Origin of the sequence: Marinobacter sp. bablab_jr003 (assembly GCF_016464245.1) — a bacterium.
Lineage (GTDB): Bacteria > Pseudomonadota > Gammaproteobacteria > Pseudomonadales > Oleiphilaceae > Marinobacter > Marinobacter vinifirmus.
On sequence record NZ_JADARC010000119.1, the window covers coordinates 226,935 to 247,141 of the forward strand.

At 58.9% G+C, this 20,207-nt stretch carries 19 protein-coding genes and 1 riboswitch; of the genes, 10 read left to right on the forward strand and 9 right to left on the reverse strand.

Going from position 1 to position 20,207, the window contains the following annotated elements; all coding sequences use genetic code 11:
- Positions 1–82: 82 nt before the first annotated feature.
- The 3 genes from H3Z84_RS13290 to H3Z84_RS13300 all read right to left on the reverse strand — a co-directional run bounded on the left by H3Z84_RS13290 (position 83) and on the right by H3Z84_RS13300 (position 3,315).
- Positions 83–661, reverse strand: a complete 579-nt coding sequence (locus tag H3Z84_RS13290; protein ID WP_227508376.1) for a QsdR family transcriptional regulator — start codon at positions 659–661, stop codon at positions 83–85.
- 64 nt (positions 662–725) lie between these two features.
- Complete coding sequence (locus tag H3Z84_RS13295) at positions 726–1,448, reverse strand: 3'-5' exonuclease (protein ID WP_199457768.1); 723 nt, start codon at positions 1,446–1,448, stop codon at positions 726–728.
- Entirely contained in the window at positions 1,441–3,315 is a 1,875-nt protein-coding gene (locus H3Z84_RS13300) for a putative nucleotidyltransferase substrate binding domain-containing protein (protein ID WP_199457769.1), read from the reverse strand. The genes H3Z84_RS13295 and H3Z84_RS13300 overlap by 8 nt, the downstream gene beginning before the upstream one ends.
- 140 nt (positions 3,316–3,455) lie before the next feature.
- Between H3Z84_RS13300 and cobU the strand changes: the two genes are divergently transcribed.
- Positions 3,456–3,986, forward strand: a complete 531-nt coding sequence (gene cobU, locus H3Z84_RS13305; protein WP_094624414.1) for a bifunctional adenosylcobinamide kinase/adenosylcobinamide-phosphate guanylyltransferase — start codon at positions 3,456–3,458, stop codon at positions 3,984–3,986.
- Here the strand turns inward: cobU and H3Z84_RS13310 are convergent.
- Positions 3,970–4,569: a histidine phosphatase family protein gene (locus tag H3Z84_RS13310; protein ID WP_199457770.1), complete on the reverse strand. Its 600-nt coding sequence runs from the start codon at positions 4,567–4,569 to the stop codon at positions 3,970–3,972. The two genes, cobU and H3Z84_RS13310, sit on opposite strands and share 17 nt — an antisense overlap.
- Before the next feature lie 4 nt (positions 4,570–4,573).
- Positions 4,574–5,626, reverse strand: a complete 1,053-nt coding sequence (gene cobT / locus H3Z84_RS13315; protein WP_416226192.1) for a nicotinate-nucleotide--dimethylbenzimidazole phosphoribosyltransferase — start codon at positions 5,624–5,626, stop codon at positions 4,574–4,576.
- Between the two features lie 120 nt (positions 5,627–5,746).
- Here cobT and cbiB point away from each other — a divergent pair, with 120 nt between their 5' ends.
- Both cbiB and cobD read left to right on the forward strand, forming a co-directional pair.
- Positions 5,747–6,706, forward strand: a complete 960-nt coding sequence (cbiB, locus tag H3Z84_RS13320; protein ID WP_199457772.1) for an adenosylcobinamide-phosphate synthase CbiB — start codon at positions 5,747–5,749, stop codon at positions 6,704–6,706.
- Positions 6,703–7,824, forward strand: a complete 1,122-nt coding sequence (gene cobD / locus H3Z84_RS13325; protein ID WP_323127001.1) for a threonine-phosphate decarboxylase CobD — start codon at positions 6,703–6,705, stop codon at positions 7,822–7,824. The genes cbiB and cobD overlap by 4 nt, the downstream gene beginning before the upstream one ends.
- Here the strand turns inward: cobD and H3Z84_RS13330 are convergent.
- Entirely contained in the window at positions 7,780–8,979 is a 1,200-nt protein-coding gene (locus tag H3Z84_RS13330; RefSeq protein ID WP_199457774.1) for a hypothetical protein, read from the reverse strand. The genes cobD and H3Z84_RS13330 overlap by 45 nt on opposite strands.
- Before the next feature lie 19 nt (positions 8,980–8,998).
- Positions 8,999–10,969 (reverse strand): TonB-dependent receptor, encoded by a 1,971-nt coding sequence (locus tag H3Z84_RS13335; protein WP_199457775.1) that lies wholly within the window; start codon positions 10,967–10,969, stop codon positions 8,999–9,001.
- 131 nt (positions 10,970–11,100) lie between these two features.
- A riboswitch (cobalamin riboswitch) is annotated at positions 11,101–11,330 on the reverse strand.
- An 81-nt stretch (positions 11,331–11,411) separates the two neighbouring features.
- Here H3Z84_RS13335 and H3Z84_RS13340 point away from each other — a divergent pair.
- From H3Z84_RS13340 to H3Z84_RS13370, 7 genes are all read left to right on the forward strand, one after another.
- Positions 11,412–12,293: a cobalamin-binding protein gene (locus tag H3Z84_RS13340; RefSeq protein ID WP_199457776.1), complete on the forward strand. Its 882-nt coding sequence runs from the start codon at positions 11,412–11,414 to the stop codon at positions 12,291–12,293.
- 30 nt (positions 12,294–12,323) lie between these two features.
- Positions 12,324–13,283: a FecCD family ABC transporter permease gene (locus H3Z84_RS13345; protein WP_199457777.1), complete on the forward strand. Its 960-nt coding sequence runs from the start codon at positions 12,324–12,326 to the stop codon at positions 13,281–13,283.
- A complete protein-coding gene (locus H3Z84_RS13350) occupies positions 13,283–14,053 on the forward strand; it encodes an ABC transporter ATP-binding protein (protein WP_199457778.1) in 771 nt (256 codons plus the stop codon). The genes H3Z84_RS13345 and H3Z84_RS13350 overlap by 1 nt, the downstream gene beginning before the upstream one ends.
- Positions 14,054–14,063: 10 nt before the next feature.
- The gene (gene cobO, locus H3Z84_RS13355; protein ID WP_199457779.1) at positions 14,064–14,675 is read left to right on the forward strand and encodes a cob(I)yrinic acid a,c-diamide adenosyltransferase; all 612 of its coding nucleotides are present in this window, start codon (positions 14,064–14,066) and stop codon (positions 14,673–14,675) included.
- On the forward strand, positions 14,676–16,145 hold the full coding sequence (locus H3Z84_RS13360) for a cobyric acid synthase (RefSeq protein ID WP_199457780.1): 1,470 nt from the start codon (positions 14,676–14,678) through the stop codon (positions 16,143–16,145).
- A complete protein-coding gene (gene bluB, locus H3Z84_RS13365) occupies positions 16,142–16,843 on the forward strand; it encodes a 5,6-dimethylbenzimidazole synthase (RefSeq protein WP_199457781.1) in 702 nt (233 codons plus the stop codon). The genes H3Z84_RS13360 and bluB overlap by 4 nt, the downstream gene beginning before the upstream one ends.
- 91 nt (positions 16,844–16,934) lie before the next feature.
- The gene (locus H3Z84_RS13370) at positions 16,935–17,603 is read left to right on the forward strand and encodes a DNA-3-methyladenine glycosylase I (protein ID WP_199457782.1); all 669 of its coding nucleotides are present in this window, start codon (positions 16,935–16,937) and stop codon (positions 17,601–17,603) included.
- 14 nt (positions 17,604–17,617) lie between these two features.
- Here H3Z84_RS13370 and cobS read toward each other — a convergent pair whose 3' ends face one another.
- A complete protein-coding gene (gene cobS / locus H3Z84_RS13375; RefSeq protein WP_199457783.1) occupies positions 17,618–18,379 on the reverse strand; it encodes an adenosylcobinamide-GDP ribazoletransferase in 762 nt (253 codons plus the stop codon).
- A gap of 75 nt (positions 18,380–18,454) precedes the next feature.
- A complete protein-coding gene (locus tag H3Z84_RS13380; protein WP_199457784.1) occupies positions 18,455–20,203 on the reverse strand; it encodes an ArnT family glycosyltransferase in 1,749 nt (582 codons plus the stop codon).
- Between the last annotated feature and the right edge of the window lie 4 nt (positions 20,204–20,207).

A 20,207-nucleotide genomic window follows, 5' to 3' on the forward strand; every position in this document is an offset into this window, starting at 1 on the left:
GCCGTTCTGGCCGCTGTCACACCATAAAAAAACCGGCGCTGGAAACAGTGCCGGTTTTTTTATGCCTGGGATTGATTGGGCCCTACACCTTGCCGCCCAGCAGGATACGTACCGCTGTACAGGCATCTTCGAGTTCTTCGTCCCGGGGTTCCCGGCCACCGATGATGTCGCTGTACAGGCAGGATTCGGCGATGCGCACCATGAAGTAGGACAGGCTCTGTATGTTCATGGGCGGGCTCAGGTGCCCGGCGCGTACTTCATCCTTGAGTAAGCGGGTATTCACTTCCACCGTGCGGGCGTGCAGGGTGGAATGGGATGACGTGAGCATCTTGAGCGCGTATTCCGGATCCTGGTGCAGGAATTTCCGCAGTGGCGAAAAGTGCAGGATGGTCATGTTGATGTGACGAAACACGCCAACTACATAGTCGACGCCATGGCCGGGGGTAATGGCACGGGCTTCTTTGTAGAGAGGTTCGTACAGGGACCAGAGAATCTCACCAATCAGCAGGTCCCGGTTGCCCACCCAGCGGAACAGGGTGGCGCGGCCTATGTGCAGGTCATCGGCCAGGGCGGCCAGGCTGATCTTTTCCCCTTTCAGCCACATTCTTCGGGCGCGTTTGAAGGCGTCCAGAGGCGTAGGTTTGGTGATGGTGTCGGTCACTGTGGTCTCTTTGGCTGATTTGCCCTTTATTCTAGCGATTGGCGCCTGCAGGGGCTATGGGTCCTTATACCCACAGGTCGCCAATGGCCGTATCCGGGCCGAAGTGATTAAGGACCTGGGCCTGGAACAGTTCGGCGGTGGCGATGGCGTCGATCAGCGCATTGTGGCCGGCGTAGTGGGGCAGACCGTAGCGGATCCGGCTGTCGGGCAGGCGGATAGAGATGGGCTTTTTCCCCATCAGTTGCTGCCACCGGCCGGGGTTTCGTTTGGGGTGCAGGTAGGCTTCGATGGCCATGGTGTCGATGACCGGGAAGAGCAGCTGTTCTTTCAGGCGCCATTGCAGGGCCATGTTCAGGAACGGCCGCTCTATGTTGCGGTAGTGCACCACGGGTATGCGGCCCTTGAGGTGCTGGAACAGGGGGTCGAGCACCTCGGCAAGGTCCGGGGCGTGTTCAATTTCGCTGTGGGTGATGCCGTGAATGGTTACGGTGTCCTGCTCCAGCGGCAGCTGCGGGCGGACGATCTGGTGCCAGGCCTCGCCGAGCTGTATGCCGCCCAGGGTAAAGGGCACCAGGCCGATGCTGACAATGGAGTGCTTGTTGACGTCCAGGCCGGTGGTTTCGAAGTCCAGGGCGACCAGCGGAACGTCGCGCACGGGGGTGGTGGCATCCGGGCAGCCGGCATCGTAAAAGTCGCGAATCCGCGTGTCCTTTGCCTGTTCAGCCCCCTGGCGGTAGGTGTCTGGCCAGTTCCGGTTACTGTTGCTGCTTTCGATGGCGTTAGACATTCCGCGTGGCTCCGGCGTTGTAGCGGAAGCGCAGGAATTTCTGGGCATTGCTGACCACCTGGAAGGCGTCTTTCAGGTGGCTGCGTTCGAACGGCGACAGGTCTTCGGGGCGCACGTTGTTGTCCGGTTCCCGGCCCTCTTCAATGGCCAGCGCCTGGTGGCGGATGCGGACAATCGAGATGAACTCCAGGGCATCGCGCAGGTTGCCTGCGTCGTCGTCCAGCAACAGCTTGGTGTTGGCCACGTCCTTCAGGCGCTCGAAGGAGTTCTGGGAGCGGCTGCCACTGGCCAGCGCGTGCACCCGGATAAGGTCAGACAGCGGCGCGGTGCCCCGGCGTTTCAGGTTGAAGGTTTTCTGGTGCTTGCCGTCTTCTTCCAGCACAAAGGTGCGGAAGAAACCCAGGGGCGGCGTGCGGTTCAGGGCATTTCTGGCCAGGAACGTGAGGAAGCGCTGACTTCCTCCCGCTTTTTCCACAATCAGGGTTTTCAGCTGCTCGGCAAAGTCGGTTTCGCCGTAGATGCCGTCCAGGTCGAAGAAGATGTTGCTGTTGAGCAGGGCTTCGGCCTTGGGGTTATCGATCCAGTCGGTGAAATAGTCTTTCCAGACCCTCAGCGGTTGCCGCCATTTCGGGTTGGTGGCCATGATGTCGCCGGTGCAGTAAGTGTAGCCGCACTCGGCCAGGCCGTCGGAGACGAACTTGGCCAGGGCCAGGAAGTATTCGTCGTGCTCTTCCGGGACGAAGCTGTCGTCCAGCACCATGGCGTTGTCCTGGTCTGTGACCACCAGCTGCTCGTCCCTGGCCATAGAGCCCAGCGCCATGAAGCAGTAGGGCACCGGTGGCGGGCCGAGCTTTTCTTCGCCCAGTTCGAGTAACCGCTGGCTGAAACTCCGGCCGATTCCGGCCATGGCACTGCCGATCATGTGGGAGTTGGCGTCTTCGTTGACCATGCGCACGAAGCTGTCGCGCACTTCACGGCTGATTTTCTTCAGGCCTTTGACGTCGTTCTGGTGGTAGATGTTACTCACCAGGTACAGGCTGCTCTGGCTTTCGTATTTGACGATATCAGACAGCGCGATCACGCCGCGCACTTCGTCGCCTTCCATCACCGGCAGGTGGTGCACGTTGTTGTGGAGCATGGTGAGCATGGCTTCGAAGATGAAGGAGCGGGCGCTGATGGTGATCAGCCCTTCCGACATGATGTCGCTGATCGGGGTTTCCGAGGCCAGGGCATGGGTAACCGCACGGGTACGTAGATCCCGGTCGGTGATGATGCCCTGCAATTTCGGGCGTTCGCCGCTTTCATCCATCAACAGCAGCGCCGATACGCCATTGTCTGTCATGATTCTGGCGGCTTCCTGCAGGCGAACGGTGGTCGGAGCGGAAACCGGTTCCCGGGATATCAGGCGGGTAACCTTGGCGGTCATCAGTTCGTTGGATTTCTCTCTACGCGAAACCGCCGAACGCAGTCGGCTGCGGTCTTCAATCTCAACAAAGTCTGCAAAGTTTTCGTCGGTTTCCCACAGATGCTGAAAGGTGGTATCCGGAATCTTGTAGATCAGGCAATCTTCGATGGCTTTGGCGGGGAACCGGACTTTCTTGTTCATCATCAATCCGAACTGGCCAAAGATTTCGCCCTCGCCCACGCGGTTGTACAGCTCACCGGAGCGGCGGAAAATCTCCACGGCGCCGCTGCGGATATAGTGGAGCCAATGATTGGTCTGGCCGAGTTCAAGTATCTGGGTGCCGGCGCGGTAGTAGACCACCTCAATACCGCTGACAACTCGTTCAAGAAGTTCTTCAGGCATGTCATTGAACGGGGGGTATTGGGCAATGTGGTTGCGGATGTCCAACAGTTCGGCCTGCATGGGCTCTCCAGAGTGACTGAGTCTTGATTAAATGTTTGCGGTTGGCTGACCGGTTATTCCAGAGTCTGGCCAAACTATAGCAGTTGTCTGTCCGGTTGGTGTACCTTGGCGACGGAATGTGGCGGGCTGGAGAAAGGTTTATGGTCAACAAGTTACTGGTAACCGGCGGGATTCGCTCCGGTAAGACCGGGCTGGCTGAGCAGAGGGCCAAAGCGGCCGGTAACGACGTGGTTTATGTGGCGACCGCCACTGCAGGCGATGATGAAATGGCACTGCGTATCCAGCGTCACCAGCAGCTGCGTCCCGATCACTGGCAGCTGGTTGAGGAGCCGCTGCGCCTGGGCCGGGTATTGTCAGTGTATGCCAGCGGTCTGGGAGAGCCACCGTTGCTGTTGGTGGACTGTATGAGCCTGTGGCTGAGCAATCTGTTGTTTGCCGACGGCTCCTTGTTCCAGCCCGAGCGGGCGGCCTTTCTGGAGGCGGTTGAGGCCTATCCCGGCCCTCTGGTGATTGTGACCAACGAAGTGGGGCTCGGAACCATCGGCATGGACCCGCTTACCCGCCGTTTTGCCGACGAGCTGGGCTGGCTCAATCAGGCCCTGGCCCAGCGATGTGATGAGGTGGTGATGGCCGTGGCGGGTTTACCAATTACCCTCAAGGCTGGTGGCTGATCAGGCTGCGGAACACACCGAATTCGGACTGGTCCACCTGTATCCGGCTGCGGCAGGCGTAAGGGACGGCGAAGCCGGTGAATGATTTTTCCAGCGGAATGCCCAACACATTGGCCAGCACCATGCGAATCACGCCTCCGTGGCAGACCACCAAGACCCGTTTGCCGGCTAGGGTTTGCTGCCACCGATCAAAACCATCGATGGTGCGCTGGTAGAAATCCGTCACAGCTTCACCGCCGGGGGGGAGGAAGTTGATGGGGTCCTGCCAGAAGTGGTTGAGGTGATCCCCATAACGCTCCTGGATCTGCTCTGCGGTCAACCCTTCCCACTCACCGAAGCCGATCTCCCGAAGATCTTCTTCGATGTGCAGTGGAATCCTGTGTTCCTCGGCTAGTTGCTGGGCGAAGCGTCGGCACCGTTTCATGGGTGAACTGACGATGGCGTCCCACCGATCACCCTCGGCGATGGCAGCTATCATCTGTTGCCACCCGGTGTCGCTCAAAGGGTCGTCTTTACTGCCCCGGAACATCTGGCCACCTTCCGGTTCGCCGTGGCGTATCAGGTCGATTACTGTGGTGGTCATAGGGCTATTCTTCCGCTTTGCCACTGACGCCAGCGTTGGTAAAACTGGCCATCCGGTTATGCAGCGTGCAGGCGGCGCGTAACAGGGGAACGGCAACGGCGGCGCCACTGCCTTCGCCCAGGCGCATGCCAAGATCCAGAAGCGGCGAGGCATCAAGTGCCTCCAGCACGGCACTGTGGCCGGGTTCGGCTGACCGATGTGCAAACAGAAGCCACTCGCGCGCAGTCGGTTGTTGATGCACGGCCACCAGTGCAGCGACTGAGACAATAAAACCATCCACCAGCACCGGGATCCGGCGTGCGGCGCAGCCCATTATGGCGCCCGTCAGTGCGGCTATTTCAAAGCCTCCCAAAGAGGCCAGTACCGTCAGCGGATCCCGGTCGGGACCATGTCGGTGCAAGGCCTTCTCAACAATGCGGGCCTTGCGGGCAACGCCTTCGGAGTTCAGCCCGGTGCCCGGGCCAACGAGGGTGGTGGGCTGCTGGCCCAGCAGGGCGCAGGCCAATGCGGCGGCACTGGTGGTGTTGCCGATGCCCATGTCGCCACCAATAAACAGGCGGCAGCCAGCGTTTACGGCACGCCTGGCGGCATCGTCGCCACTGTATAACGCGGATTCAACCTGGCGCGAGGACATGGCCGGTGATTTTGCCATGTTGGCCGTAGAGGGGGCGATAATCTGGTGTATGACGCCGGGTAATTCCGGTACTTCGCCAACCGTACCCAGGTTAACCACTTCCAGGCTGGCACCGAGTTCCTCGGCCATCACGCTGATGGCGGCGCCACCGCTGGCAAAGTTGGCGATCATCTGGGCGGTGACTGCCTGCGGAAATGCTGAAACACCTTCGGCGCAAACTCCGTGATCACCGGCAAACACCGCCATTCGCACCGGATCAACGCTGGGTTTGTCACTGCCGTTCAGGCCCGCCAGGTTGATGGCGAGCTTTTCCAGTTGCCCGAGAGAGCCGGGTGGCTTGGTGAGTACCTGCTGGCGTTCGGCGGCAAGCGCGGTGTGCTGAACCGAGGGCCTTGGGGGTGACTTCAACCAACTGTCGGGCAGTGCCATGGCGATGGGTCCTTGTGGGCGGAAAACCCACGATGGTCTAACCGGGAGGCAAGACTGTCAAGTTCAGTGATCGGTCGGTTAGACTTACCGGCACTTGATTTACGGAGACCGGCTTTGGATACGTTTGTGGTTGCAGCGCTGGTGTGCGGTGCCGCGGTTTTGGTGGATTGGCTCTTGGGTGAGCCCCGGCGATGGCATCCGCTGGTGGGTTTCGGCCGGTGGGCATCCCTGTTGGAGCAACGCCTGAATGATCAGCCGTCATTCCCGACGCAAAGCCTTTTGCGGGGGTTGCTGGCGACCCTGGTAGCGGTCATGCCAGCCGTCGTGCTGGCAATTCTGCTGCAATTCCTGCTGGAGGGCTGGCTGTGGCTGCTCACTCAGGTGGCCGGTGTCTGGCTTGCCATTTCATTACGGGGGCTGGCGGAGCATGGTCGGGCGGTGTCGACTGCGTTGGCGTCCGGGGATGGCGCCCGGGCCCGGCTGGCGGTTGGCCAAATTGTCAGCCGCGACGCTGCAGCGCTGACCGACGAAGGCGTTGCCGCCGCCGCTTCGGAATCCATGCTGGAAAATGGCGCGGATGCGGTGTTTTCAAGCTTGTTCTGGTATCTGGTCGCTGGCTTGCCCGGACTGGTTTTGCACCGGCTGGTGAACACGCTGGATGCCATGTGGGGCTACCGGACGCCACGATATCTGTATTTCGGGCGCTGCGCCGCCAGGCTCGATGATGCTATGAACTGGGTGCCTGCCCGGCTAACTGCCTTGACCTATGCGTTGCTGGGCAATACCCGGCTGGCCGTGAAATGCTGGCGTGAACAGTCCAGGGCCTGGGACAGTCCGAACGCCGGCCCGGTGATGGCAGCAGGAGCGGGCGCGCTCGGTGTCACTCTGGGCGGCCCGGCGCCGTATTCCGGTGGCGTGAAGCAGCGACCGCTGCTGGGCAGCGGGCAAGGCGCCACGGCGCAAACCGTGGAGGGCGCGATTTCCCTGGTTCAGCGTGGCGTGATGTTGTGGCTGTTGGTGTTGTTGGCCTTGGCCGCAACTCTGAATGCGTTCTGGTCAGGAGGTATCGGGTGACAGCGTTCGATGGTGCTGATTTGCCGGAGCATGGAGGTCGCCTGAGGGCAGCGGCTCAGCACTGGGGCATTCCTCCGGAACAATGGCTGGATCTCTCCACCGGTATTAATCCTGTGCCCTGGCCGGTTCCGGCAATTCCGGCGGAGGTATGGCAACGGCTGCCGGAGCCGGAAGATGGGCTGGAAGAGATTATCCGTATCTGGGCCGGGGCGCCGGAGCGTGCCTGCTGCCTACCCGTAGCGGGTTCCCAGGCGGCGATCATGGCCCTGCCAGCGGTTCGTGCCCGTAAGCATGGTTTCGGTCGGGTGGCCGTGCCCATGCCCGGTTATCGTGAGCATGGTCATGCCTGGCGGCGAGCGGGTTTCGACGTGGTGGCGATTCCTGAACAGGCGACAATGCAAGCGGAGCTGGCGTGGCTGGATTCCGTTGATGTGGTGGTCTGGATACAGCCGAATAACCCGACGGGGGAGCTGATCCCCGTTGAACGGTTGCTGGTTTGGTGGGAACGTCTGCGAGCGCGGCAAGGTTGGCTAATAGTTGATGAGGCCTTTTTGCCGGCTTGTGACCAACAGAGCCTGATAGCTGCGGGGGCCCTGAAAGGACTGATCGTCCTCAAGTCCATGGGCAAGTTCTTCGGCCTCGCCGGGTTGCGCGCAGGCGCTGTGATAGCTGAGGCAGAGACGGGCAGAGCTTTGATGTCTGAGCTGGGCCCCTGGCCCGTGAGCGGACCAGCGCGCTATATAATGGCGGAAATGCTTCAGGATAGGGCCTGGCAGTTGCAGGCAAAGGATCAGCTTGAACACAAGAGCCAACGATTGGGTGATCTGTTATCTGAGTCAGGGCTTGGACTCAGTGACGGCACGATTCTGTTCCGTTATTTGAGACACGCCCGGGCTAACGACCTTCACCATGAACTGGCGCATAAGGGTATCCTGGTGAGGTTGTTCGAGAATCCCCTTGCAATCAGAGTCGGACTTCCGGGCACTGAGCAGGAATGGCACAGACTGGAACAGGCGTTAGAGCGCCTGGTAGGGCAGTGGGCGGGCGGCCACCAAAGCCGCCCGCTGTCGAGGTCAAGGATTGGTGACCACCGTGCCGAAGCTGATCGCGATGGGTAGCAGTGAGGTTTCAATGAAATCGGCCTGACTGTTGTCGGAAGGGTCGATGACCCGCACGCCCGGATTCGACAGAGTGGCATCTGCCAACCACAGGCGGCCTTCAGGACTCAGTTCGATATCTCGGAAGTCCATTCCGGTCAGATTGTTGACCGTGGCCAGCGAGGTTGCGCCCTCGGACGGATTGAAGGACTGCAGTGAAATGTTCTGCCAGCCCGCGTAGTTCAGTATGTAACCTTCAGTCGGGCTGATGATGGCGACATCATTGATCTGAGTGTCAATGTCGGCGTCTGGAATCATTGAAGAAACCTGATAGGTCTCAGGGTCAACGACATCTAGGCTTGTGCCCTCAAAGGGTGCGGAAAAGCTTCCCAGGTTGGTGATGACCAGCCCGATGCCATCAACGTGCTGGATGTTGGAAGGGTTCCGGCCAATGAGAGGGATGCCTTTCATTATGTCGGTAGCACTGGCATTGGTCTCGATTTCTGTGTCCGTTGTGGTATCAAAAACCGCAACGTATCCGTCATTGGTGGGGCTGTAATTGCTATCGAGCCGTTGCATGGTGATAAACAGTTTGCCGTCGACGACAGCACCCGCTGACATCTGAACTACATCGCCCTGACTGTCTGCGGGTACATAGACGCTCAGATCCAGGGTTTTGCCGGTGAAAAAGTCCTCAGCCCTGTTGGCGGAAGGGTTTACAACCCATGCCTCGTTTTTTCCGTAGCGGAGCAGGTACGCTTTGGCTTCATTGGCAAAGACGATCTGGTACGGGTTGGCGCTGCCCTGATCACCGGCTTCCAAAGTGCTGGCTTCCCAGACTTCTTTCCCGGGGTTTTCAATGTCGACCTTCAATACCTGATCGCCAAAGAACTTTCTGATCAGGTAATAGTGCTGACCATAGCCATTCACTGTGATGTCCGAAATGCCGCTGAAATAACCGCCCGAAGCTTGCATTCCAGTTTCTTGTATTGATACCAGTTCTACCTCACCGGAGGTGTAGTCATCGGCCGCCGTGGCAACGACCCCGACGTTCTCGGTAATCACAGGATCAAGTGTTGAAGACGAGGAATCCCCACCACAACCGGTCAGTCCGATGGTCAGTGCAAGCGCAGCAAGGGTGCCTTGGCGCAGTGAAAATAGTTCCGTGTGGTTCATGGTATAACCCTTGTAATGGTTAGAGGGAATGCTTGATGTTGATAAACCAGCCGCGTCCGGGGCCAGGGAACCGATTGAAATCCTGGTAGATTTCGTCGGTGATGTTGCGAACTTCCAGTCGTGCCTCAGTCATGCTCTTGTCCGGCCAGATCCGTTGCCATTGCACCGTTGCGTTAAGCGTCTCTCTGGCATCAGCCTCCAGGATATTGGCGGAGTCATAATAGAGTTCATCGTCCACCTGATAGGACAGGTCGATCTGGAAGGGCCTGAAACGCCAGCGGGTACCGGCAAGAAACGATTCGTGATAAATACCCGGCAACCGCTTTTCGAAACGCGTGCGCACTGACTTGTCGGTATTTTCCGACTCCTGTACCGTGGCATTGCCGTAGAGGGACCAGGCGGGGGTGATGGAAAAAACCGCATCCAGCTCCACGCCATAAACCTCGGCTTCCAGGTTGCGATAACGACCGACGCCGCGGGCGTCGTAGGTTGCGATCACAGCAGGGTCCAGCACCCGGAAATACCCTGTGGCTTCGGCATGACCCCAGCCCTGGTCTGTGCGCAGTGTCAGGTCGTAGTTCATCGATTCTTCTGGCTGCAGGTCCGGGTTGCCGATAAACAGCCCCTGCTGACCGTATAGCTCTTGAAGGGTAGGAACGCGCACGTTGTTTGCAATGTTGCCGGAGAGTGTCCAGTTATCATGAATCACGCGGGTCAGCCCGAGTTGCCAGCTGGTGTGATTGTCGCGCGAGCGGGTCGACTCGGTGGTTCCATCGGCAAGCGATTCATCGGATTCGTCCTGAACGTGCACCTGACGGATAGCTGCCTGCGTCTTCCAACGGTTATCGATACTCTGCCAGGCATAGGATAACGACGAGGTTAGCTGGAACCGCTCCCGTTCATCTCGAGGCTCAGTATCCTGTTTGTCGTCCTGCTGGTAGTCATAGTGGGTGGTATCAACGCTCAGTGTGATGGTGTGGTTGCCAAGTAAAGCTGAGAGGGTATTCACCAGCCCAAGCTGTTGTGTGTCGGTTTTTACATCGGAGACTCCGAGACCTACCCGCCCGCTGGTATTGTCGTAATGCTCGGTGATATCGCCGACAATCAGGCGATGGCTGGAGTGCAGCTTGCCCTGGAACCATCCACGTTCCTGCCCCTGAAGTTGTAGGCGAAAAGTTTCGTTCGCCAGAGACGCATCGTTGTCCCGCCAGTTCTGGATGGTTGGCACACCCTGCTCATAATGGGTGTATTGGAACAGAGCGTCGACCTGGGCTGTCCGGCTGATCTCCCAGCCCAGTTTCGTGCTGACAGCATCCTGTTGATAATCCGCATTGCGCCGCTTGGTGTTATCGCCATCATTCGGATTGAACCAGTCACTGGCGTTGGGGTATTCAAAGTCGTTATTGCTGGTTTGTCGATCAAGCGACACCCAATAGTAAAAATCGTCGTGGCTGCCGCTGTTGAAGAGGCCGGTTCGGTAAGTGTCAAAGGAACCAGCGCCGACATTGATGCTGGTGGCATCCTCGATGTCTTTGCCAAGACTTTCCAGTACCACCACACCACCGATGCCCGCCTGAGGCAGCTGTGCTGGGGCTCCACTGGGGTACACCTGAATACGGCTGACATCAGTCAACGACAGTTTGCCGAGGTCAACACCGCCGGTGACCGGATCGTTCAGTAGCATGCCGTCCAGAACAACCTGTACCTGCCGCGAGGTCGATCCTCGAATGGACACTGATGAGGCGCTTCCCAGTCCGCCGCTTTGTCGGATCTGGACGCCGGCCTGATCGCTAAGAACATCAGCGACTGAAGCGGTCCGGTTTTCGATGCTGGACCGATCCAGAACGCGCACGGGGCCTGTCGCCTGGCTGGGGTCTACATCGCTGGCGGCGTTGATGGGAGTGGCTTCCACCACGATAAAAGGAAGTGTATCTTCTGCGATGACATTGGTGGCCATCAGCGAAAAAATGGAGATAACGATTTTCTTCATCAGGGAGATGGGCACCGGCTGCATTTCTCTGCGTCTGCAACCAGCATTGTTGCGGTTTCTGGTTGCCTGAACAGCTACCAAAAGAGAAGAGGCATATACGCCTGCTCCGTGTTCTGACCCTCCGTCAAAAGCACTGATAGCCGGTAGCAGGCCGGTCTCCGGGCTTGCGGCTGGCATTCTTGCCAGAGTAGGATGCCTTCCCACAGCGTTTTGCTGCAGTGGCTGGCTCAGGGCCATTCCTCTCGTACCGCATACCGTTGCGGGGGCAGCGTCGGAATTTCACCGAACTTCCCAGTTTCACCCATCGCTCAGTCGAACAGTTGTCGCGCTTGAGGTGGGCACCTGCTACGGATAAAAAATTTGAGTAAGAGTTTACGGTGTGGCCAAGAGGTCGTCAATAAATGACAAATAGTTCAGAGTTAGCCAGCGCTCAGGAGGTCTCATGATAGTCATTCGGGTTTTCGTGCTTTTCCTGATGCTCTCCAGCCATGTGGTGGCTGATGTCTGTGCCACGGACGATAACGGAGTGGAGCTTTGTTTGCCCGGGCCTGCCCAGCGCATCGTGACACTATCCCCCGGGGCGACGGAGCTGGCGTTTGCCGCGGGTGCTGGTGAGCAGGTTATCGCTGTTGTTGATTACAGCGATTATCCCCCGGAGGCTGAAATGTTGCCCAATGTCGGGAGCCATACCCGGATTGATCTGGAGGCGTTGGTCGCTCTCAAGCCGGATCTGGTGGTTACCTGGGTGTCTGGTAATCCGGTTGAGCAGGTCACTATGCTCGATCAGCTTGGCATGGCCAGTTTTGCGATTGAGCCACGAACGTTTGAAGGTGTGTCCTCGGTGCTGGAGAGGCTGGCGTCGCTCGCGGGTACAGAGTCTGAGGGTTATGCGGAGGCGGCCCGGTTTCGACAGGGAATTGCCGCATTGGCGAAGCAATATCGGGGGCGTGAACCCATTCGTGTGTTTTATCAAGTGTGGGATCAGCCTTTGATGACGATCAATGATGAGCATCTGATCGGAAAGGTGATTTCTTTGTGCGGTGGCCAGAATATTTTTGGTGAGATGGCTCGCCTGGTGCCGCGTATCGGGCCGGAAGATGTTCTGGCCGGAGACCCCGAAGCCATCCTGTCGGGCGGCACCGATGAAGACGGCAACAGTTATACAAGCCTTGAGCGCTGGAGGGAGTTTGGCGCGATGGCGGCGGTAGCGGCGGATAATTTGTTTATCATTCCGGCCTCGCCCATTTCACGCCCCACGCCGCGTTTGCTGGATGGAGCACGCACGGTTTGCGAGAAACTGGATATGGCGCGTGCTCGGTTGTAATAACACAAGGAACCGCTTGAGGGACCGGGGATGATGCGAGCGCTGACAATACTGACGGTTATTGCGGCATTGGCTTGTGCGCTCTCCCTCGCCGTCGGCAGTGTTACTATCCCGCCCGGTGATCTGTGGCAGGTTGTTCTCGGGCAGGGTGATACGCTGGATCGAACCCTTCTGATTGATCTTCGTTTACCCAGGACGCTCTCGGCGTTTGCTGCTGGCGGTTTGCTGGCGATCGCCGGGGCATTGATGCAGGTATTGTTGCGAAATCCGCTGGCCGATCCCTATGTTCTGGGGCTGTCCGGTGGTGCTGCCACCGGTGCGCTGCTAGCCATGCTTGCGGGGGCTGGCATGGTTTTGGTGTCTGGCGCCGCCTTTGCTGGCGCCCTGTTTGCGACTCTGCTGGTGTTTGGGCTGGCCCACGGTACCGGCAGCTGGACCCCATCGCGATTGCTGCTTACCGGAGTGGTGACCGCCGCTGGTTGGGGAGCGGCCATTACCCTGATGCTTGCCATCACCCCCGCTCATCAGTTGCCGGGTATGCTGTACTGGCTGATGGGCGATGTGTCTTATGCGCGTCTGCCCTGGCCCTCCATCGTGGTGCTGATGCTTGCGGTTATTGCCTTGCTGCCACTGGCTCGTAGCTTGAATGTACTGGCGAGGGGACCATTGCAGGCCGCGGCTCTGGGTGTGTCTGTTCGCCCTCTGGAATGGAGCATCTACCTGTTGGCCAGCCTGCTGACCGCAACGGCGGTCACCTCGGTGGGTAGCATCGGTTTTGTTGGCCTGATTGTGCCCCATATGCTGCGTCTCGTGCTGGGGAATGACCAACGGATCATCTTACCGGCAAGTGCTTTGGCAGGCGGCACCTTGCTGGTTCTGGCTGATACTCTGGCCCGGACTGTGATTGCGCCTGAGCAACTACCGGTGGGTGTGATTACCGCCTTGCTGGGCGTACCCACTTTCCTTTATCTGCTTCACCGGAGTCGATGATGACGACTCTCTCTGCTCGCGAGCTGATTATCGATATTCCCGGACGTTCGAACGGTGCGAAGCTGAACCTGGACGTGGCGCCCGGACAGATCTGGGGGGTTCTGGGGCCGAACGGTGCGGGGAAAACCACGTTATTGCATACCCTGGCAGGACTGAAAGCACCCCGGTGTGGCGAAGTATGGCTTGATGATGTTGAGTTGGCTGCCATACCCCGGCGTGAACTGGCCCGAAAGTTGGGGCTGGTATTTCAGGACCGACAAGACAGCTTTCCTGCAACGGTGCTCGAGACTGCGTTGATTGGCCGTCACCCCTGGCTTTCGGTATGGCAAAGTGAGCAGGCGGAGGATATCCACCGGGCAGAGGCCGCTCTGGGAGCATTGGATCTCAGAGAGCTCGGCGAGCGTTTGTTGAATACCCTGTCAGGCGGAGAGCGACAACGCGTAGCGATTGCAACCCTGATGACTCAGGATCCGGCGGTTTGGTTGCTGGATGAACCGACAAACCATCTGGACCTACATCATCAGGTTCAGGTCATGCGTCTGCTGAGTGCCTGTGCCCACCGCGAAAAGGGCATCTTCATGTGTCTGCACGATCTTAATCTGGCCGCGCGATGGTGCAGTCATGTTTTGCTGTTGTACCCGGATGGTCAGGCCTGCTGGGGACCAACCGAGTCAATGCTGGTGCGCGACGCACTGGAAGGCCTTTATGACCAGAAACTGATTGAGCTGAATAAAGATGACATTCGCCTGTTTGCTCCGGCGAACGACTGAAGGAGATCCTGTGAAAGAACGCGCCAAAGACCCCGAACGCCATGCCAGGCGCATGGCAGCAAAACAGAAGATCATGCAGGAACGCATTGCCAGAGCCCAGAAAGAACAGGGCGTGTTGCTGGTGCTCACGGGCCCCGGCAAGGGCAAAAGCAGTTCCGGCTTTGGCATGGTGGCCCGGGCCCTGGGCCATGGTATGAAAGTGGGCATCGTCCAGTTTATCAAGGGCGCTTTCAGCACCGGCGAGGAAGCGTTCTTCCGGAGCCTGCCGAACGTGACCTACCACGTGATGGGACAGGGCTACACCTGGGACACCCAGAACCGGGAACAGGATGTGCAGAGTGCGACTGAAGCGTGGAATATCGCAGCTGACATGCTCAAAGACGACAGCTATGACCTGATTCTGCTGGACGAACTGAATATCGCGCTGAAGTACGACTACATCGATCTGGACCGGGTGCTGGATGACCTGCAGGCCCGGCCGGAGATGCAGCATGTGGTGGTCACCGGCCGTGGTGCTCCCCAGGAACTGATCGACCTGGCCGACACCGTGACCGAAATGGGTGTGGTCAAGCACGCCTTCAAGGATCAGGGCATCAAGGCCCAGAAGGGTGTGGAGCTGTAAATGCCCACCCTGATGGTGCAGGGCACCACCTCGGATGCTGGCAAAACCACGGTGGCGGCGGCGCTGTGTCGCTGGCTGGCCCGGCAGGGGGTCTCAGTCGCGCCATTCAAGCCCCAGAACATGGCCCTGAACAGTGCAGTCACCGTGGATGGCGGCGAGATTGGCCGTTCCACGGCGTTACAGGCCCTGGCCTGTGGCCTGGAGCCCCACAGCGACATGAACCCGGTGTTGTTGAAACCCCAGAGCGATTGCGGCGCCCAGGTGATCTTGCGGGGCAAGGTCCATGGCAATATGGATGCCCTGGATTACCACGCCTACAAAGCTGAGGCGATGAATTCGGTGATGGCGAGCTGGCAGGCACTGAGTGCCCGCTACGATGTGGTCATCGCCGAAGGCGCCGGCAGCCCCGCGGAAATCAATCTGCGGGCCAACGACATTGCCAACATGGGTTTTGCCGAAGCTGCTGATTGTCCGGTGTTGCTGGTAGGGGATATCGACAAGGGCGGGGTTTTCGCCCAGCTGGTGGGTACGCTGGCGTTGATTTCCGACAGTGAGCGGGACAGGACGGCGGGTTTTATCATCAACCGGTTCCGGGGCGATATTGCGCTGTTGGAGCCCGGGCTGGACTGGCTGACGGAACACACGGGCAAGCCGGTGTTCGGGGTTTTGCCATACCTGCACGGGTTGGTGATCGACTCAGAAGACAGCGTCAGTGCCGCCGGCACCAGTGAGGCCGGCGCCCTGAAAGTGGTGGTGCCGATATTGCCTCGGATCAGCAACCACAACGATTTTGATCCGTTGCGACTCCACCCGGGCGTTGACCTGGTGTTCGTGGGGACGGATGAACCCATTCCGCCAGCGGATCTGATTATCTTGCCCGGCAGCAAAAGCACCCGGCACGACCTGCAGTGGCTGAAGCAACAAGGCTGGCCGGAAGCCATCCAGAAACACCTGCGGTATGGCGGCAAGCTACTGGGTATCTGTGGCGGCTTCCAGATGCTGGGGCTAAAAGTGGAAGACCCGGAAGGGCTGGAGGGTGAAGCCGGCACTACCGAGGGCCTGGCCCTGTTCGAAATGGTTACCCGTATGGTGCCGGGCAAGCAGCTCCGAATGGTAAATGGCGGGCTGACCTCTCATGTTGTCAGCACGGCGGTGACAGGCGCTCTGAAAGGCTATGAAATGCACAACGGTGTCACCGAAGGCGCCGCGCTGGTGCGCCCATTTGCAGAGCTGGAAGGCCGGCCGGATGGCGCCGTCAGTGCGGATGGCCAGGTGGCGGGTACCTACATCCACGGCGTCTTCGACGAGCCAGCCGCCTGCCATGCCATTCTGGCCTGGGCAGGCCTTAAAACACAGGGCGAGCAGTCGGTGGACTACCAGCGTCACCGTCTGCAGCAACTTGATCGCCTGGCCGATCAGGTGGAGCAGTGCCTGGACATAGAGCGGTTAAGGAGGCTGTTGCAGTTGTGAGTAACCCGAATGATCCCTTCACCGATGCCCAGCGCGAAGGCCTGTACCGGGCCATCTTCGAGCGCCGGGATGTGCGCTCCCAGTTCCTGCCAGATGCCATTCCGGAGGAGGTTCTGGCGCGCATCCTGAGAGCTGCCCACCATGCCCCGTCGGTCGGCTTCATGCAGCCCTGGGATTTTATCGTGATTGACAGCCTGGCGGTGCGCGAGCAGGTGCTGGAAAGTTTTAACGAGGAAAACGCAAAGGCCTCGGAAAACTACACCGGCGAGCGCCAGCAAACCTATCGGAGCCTGAAACTGCAGGGCATTCTGGAAAGCCCCATCAACCTCTGCATCACCTGTGATCGATCCCGCGGCGGTCCCAATGTCCTGGGGCGTAACTCCATTATGGAAATGGACCTGTTCAGTACCTGCCTGGCGGTGCAGAACCTCTGGCTGGCAGCACGGGCCGAGGGCATTGGCGTGGGCTGGGTGAGTATTCTGGATCAGGATGTGCTGTCGAATATCCTGCAGTTGCCGGATCATGTATACCCGCTGGCCTATCTCTGCCTGGGCTATGTCAGTGAATTCCTGGAGCAACCGGAATTACAGTCCAAAGGCTGGCGTTCCCGGCTGCCGCTGGAAGATCTGGTGCATGGGAATAGCTGGGGGCAGCCGATTGCGCATAGGAAACTGGAAAAGCACCTCGCCGGGGGGTGATGGGTACCATAAAAAACTATTATCGTTTTCCTCATAGGTCCCGAATTGGGTACGATCCGACCCGACTTGGGACTTCTGTTCAGGGGGTGAGATGAAGTTTTCTGTGTTTTACCAGCAGGCCTTGGCCCGGAAGGGTGGCGAACAGGCCCTGAAATCTCTGTTGCCACCGGTCATTGAAAAGCATCGTCTGGCGGAGATCGGCGACGACCGTTACCTGTCCGAGATCACCCGATGCATTTTCAAGGCTGGTTTTGTCTGGCGGGTGATCGAGAACAAGTGGCCGGATTTTGAGGCGGCATTCGAAGGGTTTGTGCCCGCCTACTGGCAGCAGGTGCCGCCGGAAGTGCTGGAGCAGCTGGCTACAGACGAGCGTATTGTTCGCAACATGCAGAAGATCCGAACCGTGCCGGAAAATGCCCGGATGATCATGGGTGTGGCGAAAGATCATGGTAGCTTTGGTCAGTTTCTGGCCCAGTGGCCGTCGACCGATCAGGTGGGGCTGCTGCTTTACCTGAAGCGTAACGGTGAGCGTCTGGGCGGGAACTCGGCCCAGTATTTCCTGCGCCGGGTGGGTTGGGATGGCTTTATCCTGTCCCACGATGTGGTTACCGCCCTGACCCGGGCCGGAATTCTGGATGCCTCACCGGCCAGCAAGAAAGGCATGAGCCAGGCCCAGGAGGCGTTCAACCGTTGGCACGAAGAGACGGAAATGCCCATCAGCCACCTGTCCCGGATAGTGTCGTTCACGGTGGATAACTGACGATTTCCGGCGTGTTAGAGAGCCAGCAACAGCGCCAGTTCGCTGAACACGACAGCTGCGCCCAGGGTGTCGCCGGTGTAGCCACCGAGCTGGCTACGAAGATAGCTGCCCCAGAACACAGCAACCAGCAGGACGGCGGTTATGGCTGCGGGAATCAGTAACGGCTGCCAGAGTGATAATCCGGATGCCAGCAACAACACAAAGCCTGCCGCCGCCAGCAAACGGCTGCGGGAGAAACCGTCTGCCACCGGCTTGGATTTACTCTTGTCGGGGTCAGTGACGTACGGCAGGCAGGCCATCAATATCAGTGGTGTCAGCCGGGAAACCGCAGGTGCCACCAGCAACGCAAGCCAGATCAATTCAGCCTCAGCCAGCAGGGCTACTTTCAGCAGCAAGGCCATCACCAGTGCCACCGTGCCATAGGTTCCGATCCGGCTGTCTTTCATGATCTCCAGCCGTTTTTCAACGGTATAGCCGCCGCCGAGAGCATCAACACTGTCGGCCAGGCCATCTTCGTGGAAGGCCCCGGTGATAAACAGGTGCAGAATAACCACCAGGATAACGGCTGCCAGCGGGCTGGCCACCAGTGAGAACAGAAAATAGGCGGCGCAATAGCCAAGGCCGAGCAGAAGGCCCACCAGGGGAAAATAGACGCTGCTCTGGTTCATCAGGCGCTGGGAGTAATCAATCCGGACGAGCATGGGGATACGAGTCAGGAATCCCAGTGCCAGCCAGAAAGCCTGCCATTCTTGTGCAATCCGCGAGCGAGGGAGCAAGGGCGCCTCCTTGAGAATTCAAAAGCGCCCATTGTACGTGAGACCAGCAAAGTTTGCGGTGTTCTCAGAGTCGCATCAGTCCAGCCACTCCCCGGGGTTTTCGGTGGTAAAGCGTGTCACCTTGTCCGGTGGTTCACAGCTGTCAGTCATGTCCTGGTCGCTCAGCAGCACGTAGGTATCCCGGTGAGCGGTGCCCAGCGGTCGGGCACCCTGCTTATTGAAACAGCCAAGCTCTCCATCCCCTGCCACAATCAGATAGCTATCCGGTGTCTCCCGCATCCAGAGCCAAGCGTTGCGGCTTTCCTGTTCCCTGTTGCTGAAGTAACTGAAATGGGTAAAGTCCCGTTTTGAAAACAGAATGAACTGTTCCCGGAAATTGATCATGCCAATTTGCCCGCCGGCAGGCACGGTCTGCTCGGCTACGGCGAGCACATTCCTGGGTGTGCGCAATGGCTCGAGAATTCGATAACCCCAGGTTGTGAACACCAGCCAACTCACCATCAGGGCAATGAACCAGCGCTCGAGTGCCCGGGAGTGCCAGAGCGCCATGAGACTTGCGACCCAGATAAGCCCAAGTGTGAACAACAGGGTGCCGGCTTCGTGCAGTCGGGCCGGATCCTGAGTGTAGTCAGCGACCTTTTCCACCAGACGAGGGTGGTCATTCCAGGCTAGCACGCCCAGGGTAATCAAGGCTGCACCAAGCAGCAGATGCAGAGCACTGATGACTGCCCCGAACCAGCGTGCCGGGTTTTGTCCACTCAATGCCGGGGCCAGGCTCAGGGCCAGTGCCGGCAGAGCTGGCAGCACATACACTCCGCGTTTGCCCGGGCTCAGACTGAAAAACACCACCACCAATATGACCCACGCCAGCAGAACCACAACGTCCAGCCTGTGTTTGAGAATCTTACGAACGGGCCTCAGCAGCGCCAGGAATAGCAGCGGCAACGGAAACCACAGCGAGGGAATCACATTGGCGAGGTAGTAATACCAGGGCTGAATGTGCCCCCAGGAATCGGCATAGCGCTCGCCGGTCTGTTTGAACAGAATATTGTCGCGATAAGCCAGGGCCTCGTCGGTGCCCAGGTGATTGACAGCCAGAACCATCGGTACCAGCCAGGCGGCCACAACGGACAGCATGGCCAGGGGCCCGAGGGCGCAGCGCCAGCGGAGTGTGCCCTGAAATCGAGAGGTGTCCTGCAGTTTCAGGGCCAGTATCGGAATGAACAGCAAGGCGGGCAGAAAGCCAACCCCTTTGGTAATAATGCCAAGCCCCATAAAGGCCCAGGCCACGAAATACCAACGCCAGGACGGCTGCACGAAAAAATGCCGGATCAGACCGTAACAGGCCACCATGATCCAGCAGGCCACCATGGCATCAATCTGGGCTCGCTGGGCCTGAATCAGGAACTGGGGTGCCAGCATCAGCAGCAGTGCGGCAATGGCGCCGGTGCGTTGGTTCCACAAGCGTGTGCCCAGATCGAACACCAGGCCCAGGGTTAGCAGGCTACACAGGGCGTTCGGTAGCAGAAACGCGATTTTCAGGTTGCCGGTCAGCCAGTAGAAAAAGGCGATGGCCCACATGAACACCGGTGGTTTGTCCGGGTAGAGTTCGCCGCCCCGCATGGGCAGCAGCCATTGCCCGGAGGCCACCATTTCCCGGGCTACTTCGGCGAATCGCGGTTCGTCGGCAGGCCATGGAGAGCGCCAACCGATGCCCGACAGAATCATAAGTGCCGCGAAGGCCAGCAAGACAAGTAACAACCGGTTGTGCGGCAGACTGAACAAGGTGTCGGGTAAACGCCGAAGACGGAAATTGAGTGTCATAATT